The organism is Pirellulales bacterium (assembly GCA_033762255.1).
Lineage (GTDB): Bacteria > Planctomycetota > Planctomycetia > Pirellulales > JALHPA01 > JANRLT01.
In genome coordinates this window covers 164,823-178,173 of record JANRLT010000021.1, presented here as the reverse complement: position 1 = coordinate 178,173, position 13,351 = coordinate 164,823, and the positions used below count along the sequence as shown (strand labels likewise).

Annotated in this window: 10 protein-coding genes; 6 read left to right on the top strand and 4 right to left on the bottom strand. The window is 55.8% G+C overall.

Annotated features, from left to right (window positions below):
* The first annotated feature begins 251 nt into the window (after nt 1-251).
* Both SFX18_06330 and SFX18_06325 read left to right on the top strand, forming a co-directional pair.
* On the top strand, nt 252-1,445 hold the full coding sequence (locus SFX18_06330) for a hypothetical protein (GenBank protein MDX1962750.1): 1,194 nt from the start codon (nt 252-254) through the stop codon (nt 1,443-1,445).
* Nucleotides 1,446-1,730: 285 nt separating this feature from the next.
* Entirely contained in the window at nt 1,731-3,656 is a 1,926-nt protein-coding gene (locus tag SFX18_06325) for a hypothetical protein (GenBank protein ID MDX1962749.1), read from the top strand.
* A 310-nt stretch (nt 3,657-3,966) separates the two neighbouring features.
* On the opposite strand, the gene ispD is transcribed toward SFX18_06325, so the two are convergent.
* Nucleotides 3,967-4,710, bottom strand: coding sequence for a 2-C-methyl-D-erythritol 4-phosphate cytidylyltransferase (gene ispD, locus SFX18_06320; protein ID MDX1962748.1), 744 nt, complete (start codon nt 4,708-4,710; stop codon nt 3,967-3,969).
* Nucleotides 4,711-4,749: 39 nt separating this feature from the next.
* The gene (nrdR, locus tag SFX18_06315) at nt 4,750-5,220 is read right to left on the bottom strand and encodes a transcriptional regulator NrdR (protein MDX1962747.1); all 471 of its coding nucleotides are present in this window, start codon (nt 5,218-5,220) and stop codon (nt 4,750-4,752) included.
* A 186-nt stretch (nt 5,221-5,406) separates the two neighbouring features.
* Here nrdR and SFX18_06310 point away from each other — a divergent pair, with 186 nt between their 5' ends.
* The 4 genes from SFX18_06310 (at nt 5,407) to SFX18_06295 (ending at nt 10,309) form a co-directional block, all read left to right on the top strand.
* On the top strand, nt 5,407-6,270 hold the full coding sequence (locus tag SFX18_06310; protein ID MDX1962746.1) for a Cof-type HAD-IIB family hydrolase: 864 nt from the start codon (nt 5,407-5,409) through the stop codon (nt 6,268-6,270).
* Nucleotides 6,271-6,501: 231 nt separating this feature from the next.
* A complete protein-coding gene (locus SFX18_06305; protein MDX1962745.1) occupies nt 6,502-6,765 on the top strand; it encodes a MazG nucleotide pyrophosphohydrolase domain-containing protein in 264 nt (87 codons plus the stop codon).
* Entirely contained in the window at nt 6,765-9,326 is a 2,562-nt protein-coding gene (locus SFX18_06300; protein MDX1962744.1) for a hypothetical protein, read from the top strand. The genes SFX18_06305 and SFX18_06300 overlap by 1 nt, the downstream gene beginning before the upstream one ends.
* 47 nt (nt 9,327-9,373) lie before the next feature.
* Complete coding sequence (locus SFX18_06295; protein ID MDX1962743.1) at nt 9,374-10,309, top strand: ABC transporter ATP-binding protein; 936 nt, start codon at nt 9,374-9,376, stop codon at nt 10,307-10,309.
* 108 nt (nt 10,310-10,417) lie between these two features.
* Here SFX18_06295 and SFX18_06290 read toward each other — a convergent pair whose 3' ends face one another.
* Both SFX18_06290 and SFX18_06285 read right to left on the bottom strand, forming a co-directional pair.
* Entirely contained in the window at nt 10,418-12,067 is a 1,650-nt protein-coding gene (locus SFX18_06290; protein MDX1962742.1) for an AAA family ATPase, read from the bottom strand.
* Between the two features lie 313 nt (nt 12,068-12,380).
* Complete coding sequence (locus SFX18_06285; GenBank protein ID MDX1962741.1) at nt 12,381-13,346, bottom strand: zinc ribbon domain-containing protein; 966 nt, start codon at nt 13,344-13,346, stop codon at nt 12,381-12,383.
* Nucleotides 13,347-13,351: the final 5 nt, after the last annotated feature.

The window sequence follows — 13,351 nt, the reverse complement described above, 5'->3', positions numbered from 1 at the left end:
AGCATTAGGCGTTAGCCCACGGTTCAGGCCATTCAACCGGGCGCTAGCGCGTGGCGGCTGATTGTTTGCGGACAACCGGACGAAATCAGCATTAGGCGTTAGCCCACGGTTCAGACCATTCAACCGGACGCTAACGCGTGGCTGCTGATTGTTTGTGCGGAATACACAATCTGCCACGGGCTAAAGCCCATGCAACTAGCGTTTCATCCTCAATTCTTAATTTTTAATTATTAATTATTAATTGACATACCGTGTCCCGCAAACCGCCACGTCCGACGCCCGCGCGACCGGCGCATGATCCGTTGTTTGGATCACGGGAACGGCCCGCGCCCCCCGCGCCTCTGTCCACCAATGCGGGAAATCCCGTGTTGCCCCCTCCACTAGATCCGTACCCATTGGACCAGGGGGAAGCCAGCCCCCCTCGCCCCGGCCATACCGCAAACGCCCAGATATCAGCAGAGCTTTTGCCTGGGACGGCGGTTCCGGCGCTGCCGCTGGCGGAAGAAGTGTTCCCCTCTCTACCCCAGGTACCGCTGATTCCCAATCCTGGACCAGTGCAGCGGCTTGCTTCCGCCGAGCTTTTTTGGCCCGCGCGGTGGTTGGCCGTGGGAATCGCGGTAATGACACTCTTGGGGGCTGTTTCTGCCGCTATGGGGGGGGCCTATCTCAAACCAGAATTAAACCCTCTCTTGGCTTATGGCGTTTTGGCCTTGCTGTCGACCGCCTCTTGGCTCCCGCTGTGGATCGGGGCTGGCAAGGAGCCTATTTGGCTGCGCCTGCTGACGGGTTATGCGTTTACCGGATTATCTTTTTCCCTGTCGGAATACGCCCAAACCAAACTGCGGCTTGACCCGTGGGAATGGTGGGGTTGTGTGATTGTGGGAATATTCGTCCCCGCCGGAGTCTGGTGGGGGATTGCCCAATTAGGCTGGCGTTGGACATTCGCGACACCTTCAGATAAAGCAGAACCGAGTTACACATCGCTCTCCTTTCTATTTCCACCTGTGATAAAGTCGCGGGGGACCGGTGAGCGACCGACCCAGTTTACGTTACAAGACTTGCTAGTGGGCCTGGTGTTTGCGGCGATTATTAGCCAGGGAATCAGTTTAATTCTGCCTATCCTAGGCAAAAGTGATACGGCGGCATATGCAATTAATCTGGCCGCCTGGTGTTGTTTATTAGTGGGGGTCCAGGTTCAACTGACCTTTCCCGGGAATGCGGGGATACTGTACAAAATCCTGCTGGTCTTGCTGGTGGTGCTGTTTACCGCGGGTTGGATTTGGTTATATGGCGTCTTTGCGGTGCTGAAGATGGTCGAATTGGTATTTTTAGGCTTGTTAGAGATTGTGCTGTTTTCAGTAAGTTATTGGGCGTGGGGTAGAGCTGGCTACCGACTTGTTTACCAATGCCCATCCTCGGATACAGGGGAAATAAGCATCGCTTAATTAGCTGGCAAGAATTGCTGAAAAGCTCGACTATCGGTTTAGATGTTAAATTCCTGTAAAAATAGTTTCATTTTCGATAAATTTTTTGAAAATATTCCTAAACCCTTATCTATATGGAAGTTATCTAAAAATGCGCGGGGCAACTTCCCGTGTTATTAAGAGTGGATTCACAAACAGGATTTTGCGATTGGCATATCGCTTGCCTATTTCCCAGCGAGAAGTGCTCCAGGCGGCTTTCTGGTGACACGTGGATTTCCCCTACTCTATACTGGGAAGGTTTTTTGTATGTTGACACGCAGGCGGTTCTATTTTGCAGGGATTTATGTTTGCCTAGGGATTTGGGCATGCCAGATTCTCTTTGCCCAATCCGCGGGGGATGCTCCTCCGGCTACGGATGCGGCCAAAACCGAAGCAAAGGCGGATACACCCGCCGCGGACGCTCCCAAGGCTGATGAGCCGAAAGCGGACGCACCGGCTGAACCACCTAAAGCGGACGCCCCCGCGAGTACGATGACTCCTGATGCGGCGGCCCCTGCCCCTGATGCCGCCGCTGGAGGCGCGGCTGCACCACCGCCACTTGAGTTGTATCAGTCCCCCACAATTTCTGTAAAAGATGACAAAGGGGGGGATGTCGTAAAGTTCCCCGATCCGATTGGGGGAAATGCGGGCTACTGGACAACCCCATCCGCTGGTCCCGTGGGTGACGGCGATCTATCCGCCAAAACTCCAACTGAACTTTACAACCGTATCGCCCACAATTTGTTCTCTATCAACATGATGTGGGTGCTGCTGTGCGGTGCCTTGGTCATGTTCATGCAACTGGGCTTTGCAATGGTGGAAACCGGGCTTTGCCGGGCGAAGAACTCGGCCCATACCGTGGCGATGAACTTCATGATTTACCCTCTGGGCTGTATTGCGTTTTACGTGTACGGTTTTGCCCTGGGCTGGGGTGGCTGGTGGAACGCGCCGGTGCCGGACGGGTGGTATTCACCAATCGGTCCCGGAACGGTGCTCTTGGATAAAAGTTACACCTCGGACGCTTTTAAGTATAAAGAAATCAAAGATGGTCAAGAGATCGAATCCGAGGGTAAATGGAGTTTCATTGGGACAAATGGTTTCTTTTTGACCGGCAAGGATGACGTGAGTGTCTTGGCCTTGTTCTTTTTCATGATGGTGTTTATGGACACCACGGCCACGATTCCCACGGGAACCATGTGCGAGCGGTGGGCATGGAATAACTTTCTACTGTATGGTCTGTGGGTCGCGCTGCCGTATTGTATATACGCCCACTGGGTCTGGGGTGGCGGCTGGCTGGCGCAGATGGGTAAATTTTGGGGGTTGGGCCATGGAGCGGTGGACTTTGCCGGTTCGGGCGTGGTACACGCCATGGGTGGAGCGATCGGTCTGGCGGGCTGCCTGGTCATTGGCCCGCGTATTGGCAAATATAAAGATGGCAAGCCGCAACCGATTCCCGGCCACCACGTGCCGATGGTGATTTTTGGCACGTTCGTGCTGGCCTTTGGCTGGTTTGGATTTAACGCGGGTAGCACGCTGTCCGGGACCGATTTGCGGATTTCCGTGGTAGTGGTTAACACAATGCTGGCCAGCGTGTTTGCCGCGGTGGGCGCGCATTTGGCCTTGACCGCCCAAGGGATGAAGCCCGACCCAACAATGTTGTGTAATGGTATGTTAGCGGGCCTGGTGGCAATCACTGCCCCCTGTGCCTTTGTGGATACCTGGGTGGCATGTATGATCGGCGCTATCGCCGGTGTGTTGGTGGTCTTTAGCGTCTTTTTCTTTGAAAAATTGGGCGTCGACGATCCCTGCGGTGCCATCTCGGTACATGGGGTGAATGGCACCTTTGGCGTCATTGCCCTGGGTCTGTTTGCCAATGGCAAGTACGGCCTGGGCTTTAATGGCGTCGAACGTGGAATTTTCGACGAATCGGCAAAGAAATTCACTGGCGGGGATCCCGCTTTAATCGAGGATGGCGTGCGAGGATTGTTCTATGGCGATGCCAGTCAGTTGACCGCCCAGCTCATTTCCGCCGTCACGGTCTGGGTGGTGGGTTTTGGCATGGCGTATGTCTGGTTTAACCTGTCAAACCTGATCACGCCACTGCGAGTGAGCAAGGAAACGGAAATTGCGGGTTGCGATGGTCCCGAAATGGGGACGATTGGCTACGCCGATTTCACCGTCAACAGCAAGTAATACCACTGGCAATAAGCGGGCATAGCTGTCAGTACCATCGGGCCAGGATGGCCATGCGATGCTGCAAAACACCCCGCGGGAAAGTCATGATGACTCTCCCGCGGGGTTTTTTTATGGAATTAAAAATGAAGAATTTAAAATTAAGAATGAGGCCAGCTGAATGCAGAAGTATGAATGAAGAATGAAGAATTGCGGCTATTCAGATTTCTGACTTTGCCCTATAGGGTCCTCGCCAAGGCTCGTCCCCCGCCACCCAAATTCTTCCCCTCCATTCCTCTAAACTCCACTCCTCCAAACTCCATTCCTCCCCTCACCGCCACATATCATCGTCGGCAAAGGGGTTCATGGCGTTGCCCAGCTTAGGACGGGGGAGGGCCTGCAGCGCGTGTTCCGCCAGTTTTAGATCCTCGCGGGTGGTGATCTTGAGATTGATGGCCGAGCCGCTGACTAGGGTCACGGATTTGCCTGAGCGTTCAAGCAATTGGGCGTCATCGGTCGCGTTAAAGCCGTTGCGCTGGGCGTACGCGGCCAAAAGCCAATCCCGGCGAAAGACCTGTGGTGTTTGGGCCTCCCACAGGTTGTCACGGGGAATGGTGTCGATTATTTTTCCCTGGTTGTCGGCTTTTTTTAGCGTTCCCCGCACGGGAATAGCCAAGATCGCAGCGCCACTCTGCGCCGCCGCGTCAAAGACCTGGGTGATCCAGGCATCTGCCAGGCAGGGGCGGGCCGCGTCATGCACCGCCACATAACCGATGTCGGGGCGGACCCGCGCGAGGGCTTTTTCGATGGAATCGGCCCGCTCTTGGCCGCCGTGCACAATTTCTATTCCTAGGATCGCGGCGTTGCCGGCGAATTTGGCCGCGAATACTTCGGCGTCAGCGGGTGAAATAACTAAAATAACCTGCTTTACATCGGCGCGATTGATAAACCGCTCGGCGGAATGCAGCCAAACCGGTTTGTTTGCCAGCGGGGCGAACGGCTTTTTATAGTGCTGGTCACGGAAACGCGTGCTTTTTCCCGCGGCGGCGATTATCACGGCAAACGTGTGGGCCATACAAAGCTGGGAAAGAAAAAAACGGTTATCGAGACCCGACTAACGCTTGGTTTTTTGCGTTTCGGCCAAAATGGGCTGCAATTCATCGACAAAATCGCGCACATCCTGGAATTTACGATACACACTGGCAAACCGCACAAAGGCCACTTGGTCTAATTTGCGCAGTTCTTGCATGACCAGTTCGCCAATATGGCTGGTTTCCACTTCGGTTTCGAATGAATCATAAATGTTACGCTCGACCGCGGTGACCAGAGCTTCGATTTGTTCCTCGCTAATCGGACGCTTCCAGCAAGCTTTGGTCAGGCCCGCCTTGATCTTTTGGCGGTCATAGGGAATGCGCGAGCCGTCCCGCTTTACCACTTTGACGGCGGCTTCCTCCGAATGTTCGTACGTGGTAAAACGACGGAAACAGCCCTGGCACTCGCGCCGGCGACGGATGGAAAAGCCATCATCGCAACTGCGGGAGTCCAGGACTTTATCGTTATCCAGTCTACAAAAAGGGCAGCGCATAACCATAATATAAAAGCCATCAACAACTTTTGATAAGGGGAAATCGCAAATTTCCCGCGTTTTGTGCTAGCGGAGCGTTGCCCGAGGGTGCGTACCGCCGCCTGTTGTTTGTATTTCCTTGTTACCGTTGACATCCCGATTTGACTCTATTTTTTCTGGTGGAATAAACCGTTACCTGTGGTCTTTATGCCTTCGTCCCCCCCTTTTTACCGCCTGTTAGCCCTCGACATAGACGGCACGCTGGTCGATTTGGGGGATAAAATTGGCGAGCGCACTTTAGCCGCGCTGGCGAAGGCCCAAGCGCGGGGGGTGGAGATCATGCTTTGCACGGGACGGCGGTATAGCCGCGCGCTGCCGATTGCCAGGCGGTTGAACCTGCATTTGCCGCTGGTGACCGCCAGCGGGGCGCTGATTAAATCTCCCGCCACACACGAAACCTTATTTCAAGCCCAGATTCGTCCCGCCGTGCTGCTGCCGCTGTTGGCGTATGTCCATGACCGCGGTTTTCAGCCGATTTTGTATACCGATAGCTTTGGGCTGGGGTACGATTTTCATCTGGCCGAAGCGCGGGCGAAATCGCCGGAGTTGGCGGAGTTTTTGTCGTTGAACGCCGATTCCATCCGGCTTTCGCCCGACCTGATGACGTCCCCCCCCGCAGACGTCTTTGCCGGATTCGTCATGGGGACGGCGGATGAAATGCGGGATTTGGCCGCCAACCTGGAGCGTTTGTGGCCGGGAGAATTGTATGTGCATGTCATTCGCAGCCCCCGCTATTTCGGATATATGTGCGAAATCGCCCCCGCTGGCGTCAGCAAATGGAGCGGGGTCCAATACGTTGCCCGCCAATTGCAACTTTCTCCCGCACAAATTTGCGCAGTTGGGGACGATGTGAATGACCTGCCCATGCTCACCCAGGCGGGATTGGGCGTGGCAATGGGAAATGCCCCCCCCGATGTGCGTGCCCAGGCGTCGCGGGTGACGGGAAAAAACACCGACGAGGGATTGTTGCAGGTGGTGGATTGGCTATTAGGGGAGGGGGGATTTGCGTAAAATTGGGTAGTGTGCTCCTCTCACTCCGTGAGAGGAACATTAGTGTTTTGTTGGGGGAGCTAGTCGCAACGGCAGAATTGATCACACGGGAGTGTGATGAGTACATTTCAGATTATTACAAGATCGTAGAACAAATTAATCAAAAAGGGGTGCCAGTTGTCCGCCGCCGAATCATCACCACCTATAGCTCCCCAAATCACTTTGGCCGATTTTCAGGCTCTTATTCGCAAGATGTACCTGGAAAAAGACTTGGCGCGCGGTGTGGATGGCACTTTCATGTGGCTGATGGAGGAAATCGGCGAATTGGCCAGCGCCCTCCGCAACGGCACGCATGAGGAACGACTGGGGGAATTTGCCGATGTCATCGCCTGGTTGACCACCATTGCCAACGTGGTCGGCGTGGATCTGACCGAGGCCGTCTTTCGCAAGTACGGCGCGGGCTGCCCCGGCTGCGGCCTATTTGTGTGTACCTGCGATCAGACAGAAAAACCATAATGGGCCAGAGCATATCAACAATGATCGGCGGATACCGCGCGAATCTCGGCAAGCACCTGTGGCTAGCGGTATTGTTAATCGCTGGTTGGGGTCTGGACGGTATGTTTTTTCACGGCGTGTCGTTTGCCCCACGGGGGGCTTGTGCCGATATTCCCTATCGACCCCCGGTACTGGGGCCCTTGCGCGTGGGCATAGGTCCGATCCTGCGGGTGGGCTTTGAAACCGCGGTGCATATTCCCTGCCGGCTTGGTTCTACCGCCAATGAACCGCAAACGTTGATAATTGAATTAGAAATCTTGGATGGCGATGATGCGCCGCTTATCGTTCGTTCCCCGCCAACCATGCTTCAACCGCGCGAATCGACCACGATCCGCATGCTAGTCAAGCTTGGCCGACAACCCCTAAAAATCACCGCCCGCGCCATTGATGCCGAGGTCGCCGTGGTGAATTCTCCTAACGAGAGGGGCGGGGGGGGTACGAGACCTTTTACAAATCAAACCCTGGCCACTCAAACCTTAGCCACCCAAACTTGGACTCCTCCGCCAAACAGCATCCTCCGCAACTCTCAACAGGCCTACTGGTTAGAGATCGGCGGAACAAGTATTTTGACTGACTTGGCGAAGGAGTTATGGGGGCGCGCCCGCCACGATCCGTTGATTTCCGTGCCGCTTACGGATCTAGGTAACTTGCCCGAAAACGGCTTGGCCTATTCGGGATGCACCGGAATCATGCTGACCGTACGGCTGGATCAGGCCAACCAGCAATTAACAGAATTGCAGGCGAATGCCCTCCGCCATTGGGTGGCCGGAGGGGGACAATTGCTGCTCTGCGTGTCGGCGGTTCCGGCCCGGGGAGGGACATCGAGCCTAGAGATTGTAAAAAACCACTCGTTCTCGACGCTGTTGCCGGGGGAAATTCGGCAAATTGTTCCTTTTCGCAAATTTACCGCTTGGGAATCCTACCTGAACGCCGAAGAGCCGATCCCCGTGACCGAGGCTACTCCTTCGCTGCTGGTCCCCGTATGGCGGGATATGCGGGGGAGTACTCTTCTGGCTAGCGATGGCGTGCCGTTGATCATTGACGAAGCGGTGGGTCTGGGACGGATTCGGACATGCATCATCGATTTTTCGCAAGAACCCTGGGTGAATTGGCACGCCTCGCGCAAGAAACTGCTGCAGGAATTGCTTCCCTGGCCGCTAACCGCCGAAGTTGACAGCGGCAATTACGTGGGGAATCAAGTCGCGAGATTGGGCTATGACGACCTGGCGGGGCAATTTCGCACGGCCTTACAGCAGTTTGACGGACAACAGGTCGATTCCGGCCGCTTTTGGTGGATATTTTTGCTGGCGGGTTTATCCGCGCTGTTCTGGTTGATCCTCTGGCGGCTGCGAGAGCGGATGTCGGTGTGGTTGATTTGGGGGGCGGTTTTTTTACAGTCGGCCGGATTGGGCTGGCTCTTTGCCGCGACTGACTATGCGCCAATCGGGCAGTCGCCACGAGCAAATGTCGCGGAAATCGTGGATATAGACAGCTCGACCGGTTGGGTGCAAAGCCAAGCCTGGGGGGCGATCTATAGCGAGAACGCGGCAGAGATAAATTTGAGGGCTTTTCCGAAATTAAAGGAGCTACTCGAACAGCAATGCGTTGCCTGTCAATTGGATTGGTTTGGGATCCCCGGTACGAGCTGGGGGGGATTGGATTCGCAACTGGCGAGCACAAGTTTGATTGCGGAACCGGCTAATTTATGGAATCCACCCGTCCTCTCCTTAACTCCCCTTGTGGGAGCCAACTACCACGCTAGTTTGCCTCGTGCGCCAATCGTTTGCGCGCCCCCTGGCTTACGGCATTTCACCCTGCCCGCGCAGTTCAGCCGCTGTTTTACCGTGCTGGGCCAGTGGCAAGGGGACGCCGCCTTGCCCCCCCCCTTACAAAAGCGACCCAATGAAAGCGGCCTGCGCGGCACGATCCACAACGATTTGCATATTTCCCTGGATGATTGCTGGCTGTTGCATGATCAATGGGCGATGCCCCTGGGCCGGCTGGAACCGGGAAAATTGGTGGCCTTGGATGAATTGGCCGGAACGGGAATGTCCGTGGGGTCGCAGGTCGCGGGAAAGTCCAACATTCGCGGCGGATCGCAGTTACAACAGTATCCCCGTGAACAGGCCAGCGTGCCGCAAATTCTAAAAATGCTGGCTTTTCACCGGGCCGCTGGCGGGACGCGATATTCGGGCCTGTGGAATCGCTATTTGTCCCAGCTTGACCAGAGCGAAAAACTGCGAAAGCACGCGGTGGTGATTGGTTGGGGGCCCGCCGCCTGGCATTTGCGGCAAACCGAATTGCGTGAGGCCAGCGGGACACAAATGGATAGCAGTGTTTTTGAAGGCAAGGGGTTGCAAGTGGAAGCCCAACAGACGCTCTATCGGATCTGGCTTCCCGTGGAAAAATTAGATACCTCCACATCCCTGGATAACAGTCCTCCGGCCACAGCCACACCCGCGGCCGGTGCTAGGCCCACCACACTACGGTGGCCGGGGCCACCGCCGCAACCCGCCAAATAGACCACAGCCAGTTTTGGTTTTGCCCTCATCATCAAGGGGAACAGTTTGTGATCGAAACCCGCGATTTGAATAAAAAATACGGCGATCTGTTTGCCGTCAAGGCGCTCAACCTAAAGTTGGAGGCGGGGGATGTGTTCGGCTTTATTGGGCCGAATGGCGCGGGTAAAACCACCACGATGAAAATGCTTTCGACGCTGCTCAATCCCACCTGGGGAGAAGCTTATGTCTGTGGGCATTCCATTTACACCCAGGCCAAGGAAATCCGCCGCCTGATCGGCTTTATGCCGGACGCGTTTGGCGTGTATGACGACTTAAAGGTCATCGAATATCTCGAGTTTTTTGCCGCTGCGTATCGGATCAATGGGCCCGCCCGGCGAAAAAAGTGCGAGGAAGTGCTGGAGCTCGTCGGACTAACGTTTAAACGGGACGCACTGGCGACTAGCTTGTCGCGGGGGATGAACCAGCGGCTGGGCCTGGCTCGCGTTTTGTTGCATGATCCGCAGGTGCTGCTGCTGGATGAGCCGGCCAGCGGACTGGATCCGCGGGTGCGAATTGAAATCCGGGAGTTAATAAAAAAGCTGGGGACCATGGGTAAGACGATCATGGTCAGCAGCCATATCCTGCCCGAACTGGCCGATATGTGCAATAAAATCGGGATCATCGAGAAGGGCGTATTGATCGAGAACTCCGACGTGCAGGAGTTCATGAAACGCCTGCGCAAGCAAGTGGTGCTGCAGATCGGATTTGCCGGAGGAGCCGCCGAGGACGAACGGGGCGCCCAGGCGCTCTTGGATTATCCCCATACCGACAAAGTCGAACGCGCCGGAGGGGACTATAAAGTGACGCTGCGGCTAGGCGCGCCGGACTATAGCGACCTGCCGACCATGCTGGTCGGGCAGGGGTTGCGCCTACGCTTGTTCCGCGAAGAGGAATTCAACCTGGAATCGGCATTCATGGTGCTGACCAAGGGGATCACAGCGTAGTCTTCCAATTAAGAATTAAGAATTAAAAATTTAGAATTACAAATTGATTGCCAGATAGATCTACATGCCCCTCCATTCCTCCATTCCTCCAAACTCCACTTCTCCCGCTTACATCACCGCAAAGTAGTTTTCCACCGCGATGTCAAAGTATTCGTTGGTCAGCTCCGCGGGCAGATTCATAAAGTGGCAATAGTTGCGCACCTGATGCAGCAAGTCGCGCGGCTGGCAATTGCGGAAGGGGCGATTCACGCTTTTATAATAACGCTCGATCAGATAATCGATCGGTTCTTGGCGATATTCAAAGCCGATTTTGGGAACCAGGATCTTAAACAGCTCGCGAAATTCCCCCTCCGTCGGGTCGATCACGTCAATCTTGTAGGGAATACGCCGCAAAAACGCCTCATCCACCAGATCCTTGGGCTGCAAATTCGTGGAAAAGATAATCAACTGGTCAAAGGGGACTTGGATTTTTTTCCCGCTGGCCAAATTCAGAAAGTCGTAGCGTTTTTCCAGGGGAACGATCCAGCGGTTGAGCAGCGCGTCGGTGCTCATTTTTTGGCGGCCAAAATCGTCAATAACCAGCGTGCCGCAGTTGCTTTTGAGCTGAACGGGGGCCTCGCTGATGCCGGTCGCCTTGCTGACGCTGACTTCCAGGTTTTCCAGCGTTAATTCGCCGCCGACGACAATCGTGGGCCGCTTGATGCGAATCCAGCGGCGGTCCACCTTGCGGCTTTCGACGATCCCCGCACCGGTGTCCCGCGGAGCCACAACATGACAGTTGGGATCAAACACGCGCAAAATCTCGCCATCCATGCCGATCGCCCGGGGTATCCAAATATATTCGCCAAACGCCTGGGTGATCCGCTCGGCGATGCTGGTTTTGCCGTTGCCGGCGGGACCATATAAAAACATCCCGCGGCCGGAATTTACCGCCGGACCCAGCCGCCGCAACATTCGTTCATTCACTAGCAGATCCGCAAACGCCGCCTGCAAATCAGCCGCCGTGGGATGCTGCTTTTCCAGGGATTGGGCCTTGACGCTGACAATGTAATCCTCCAATGCGACGGGCGCCGCGCCATAATAGGTGCTAATTTGCACATGCCGCCGGGCCCGTTCCCGTCCCTTGTCCGTCAGCGAAAACACGTAATCGTTCATTGTCGCCGCGCCGCGGTGGTACACCCACTGGTCCGACTTCATTTGCCGCAGGGTTTCTTCCAGCAGCACAAAGGGCATTTTGATTTGATCGCTGCATTCCCTGCCGCTGGCTTCCCCGCGCGTCAACAGGAATTTAAGGATCAGCTCTTCGATCAGGGTCTCGGTGACTTTGGCGTCTCGGTAACTTTTAGGTTCATCCGGAAAAAACTCTCCCTGCGTGTAGGTTTTATTCCCCGCCGCTTCTGGATCAGGGGTCGACCCGGGCGCTTCGCCAAAATTTTGCGGGTTGGCTTTGCCGACAAAGGTTTCGGGTTTGGGGGCGCCGTTGTCGCGTTCGATGGACTCATGCCCGGTCAGCTTGGCGATTCGCCCTAGCAAATGATCCAGCTTATTTGACTCTTGCGGATCGACCGCGACGTCGGGAGCGGCTTTTAACGTCGTCGCGGCTGAATCCACGGGGCCGGGTTCCACCGCGCTTAGATCAGTTAGCGGAGGCACATAAGGGGTCGCCGGCGTAGCGGGGAGCGGCTCGGCCACCGCCGTGCTGGCGGAGCCTGGCTTGACCAGGGATGCGAACTTTTGCAACGAGGAAACCAGCGACATTGCGACCTCTCCCGCGAGATTTCTGGTGGGTGGCGTCCGGGTCAGCCGCGGCGCGTACGCCCGCAAAACGCTGTCCCCGTTCGCGAAAAAACCTATGCCAAAAGCCTACGCCGCATTTTTTCCCGGTCAAATCCACCGGGCGCAATAATCCGTCTGTAACAATTGCGCGGGAAGAGAGTCAAAAAGATTGGTCGCCAGAGGGGGATAAGCGGGTTTTCCGTGACGCTTTTTAACCAAATAGAGCGCCGCCAACAACCAGGGGTAACCTTTGACCCATCACGGTGACGCCGATCCGCGATAATGGATTAGAGCCTTAATTTAGCAGCATGAATGCCACGATGATGCCAATGAGCACAAATAACAAGGCGATCGCCAGACCGATTTTTTTATAGGACAACGGAGCTTTGCCGGTGGAGATTCCCGTCTGGCCGTTGCATAAAAAGCGATACACCTGGTCGCGGTAACGATAGGCCATGATCCACACGGGCGCTAATATTGGGTAACTGGTTAATTCCACAATGCGCACATTGACTTTTAGATTTCGCTGGTTGCCCGGCACATATCGCGCGCAGGCGGCCCGCTCGCGCGCTTCCAGACCCTGCCGCGCCAGTGGACGGGCGTATTTGCGCGGCACGACAAAGCGCTCGCTGGTAAAATCGTCCAATTTTACCTTGTCGGGGGGCTGGGCCTGGTCCAGATTGTATTCGCCCAGGGCCTGCATTTCGGCCGGGGTCAGCGCGCTGCTGGTCCCAACCAAGACGGATTCGTAGCTGCCGCGATGCTCTCCCGCGATCGGCCGCCAGGTCCCGCTGGCCGACCAGGGGACGTCGCTAGTGTCGGCGGTCCAGTAAGTGTGCGTCTCGGCGGCAAATACCCAATACGGGATCAGCACCGGCTGCATCGCCACGACCAGGGCTTGCTCGCTGAGATCCCCCGGCCGCCAAATGCCCTTGCGTAACCAGGCCCGGAGCGCTGCTTCCGCTTGCGCTCGATCGCTGAAAAAGGGTATTACCCAACGGGGCAAAATTTCCGTCGAATCCTCTTGCGCGGCTAGGCTTTCGGATCCGCAAAACGGGCAGCGCAGCGCTCCCGCGTGAGCGTCATAACTCATGGACGCGCCGCAGCCCTGGCAAATAAAGTTATGCGTCGATTGTCGCGTGTGCTGTTCCTCGCTCTGTTCCGCGCGGCGGGGGACCTCGGTGCCGCATTCGGAGCAAAACAAGTCCTCCTCGTCCTGGACCGCCCCGCACACATTGCATTTGATCAATAGATCCGACATTTTGG

Excerpts from the sequence above, each read along its gene's own strand:
- SFX18_06325 (MDX1962749.1), top strand. The coding sequence starts at position 1,731 with ATGTTGACACGCAGGCGGTTCTATTTTGCAGGGATTTATGTTTGCCTA.
- ispD (MDX1962748.1), bottom strand. The coding sequence starts at position 4,710 with ATGGCCCACACGTTTGCCGTGATAATCGCCGCCGCGGGAAAAAGCACG.
- nrdR (MDX1962747.1), bottom strand. The coding sequence starts at position 5,220 with ATGCGCTGCCCTTTTTGTAGACTGGATAACGATAAAGTCCTGGACTCC.
- SFX18_06310 (MDX1962746.1), top strand. The coding sequence starts at position 5,407 with ATGCCTTCGTCCCCCCCTTTTTACCGCCTGTTAGCCCTCGACATAGAC.
- SFX18_06305 (MDX1962745.1), top strand. The coding sequence starts at position 6,502 with ATGTACCTGGAAAAAGACTTGGCGCGCGGTGTGGATGGCACTTTCATG.
- SFX18_06300 (MDX1962744.1), top strand. The coding sequence starts at position 6,765 with ATGGGCCAGAGCATATCAACAATGATCGGCGGATACCGCGCGAATCTC.
- SFX18_06290 (MDX1962742.1), bottom strand. The coding sequence starts at position 12,067 with ATGTCGCTGGTTTCCTCGTTGCAAAAGTTCGCATCCCTGGTCAAGCCA.
- SFX18_06285 (MDX1962741.1), bottom strand. The coding sequence starts at position 13,346 with ATGTCGGATCTATTGATCAAATGCAATGTGTGCGGGGCGGTCCAGGAC.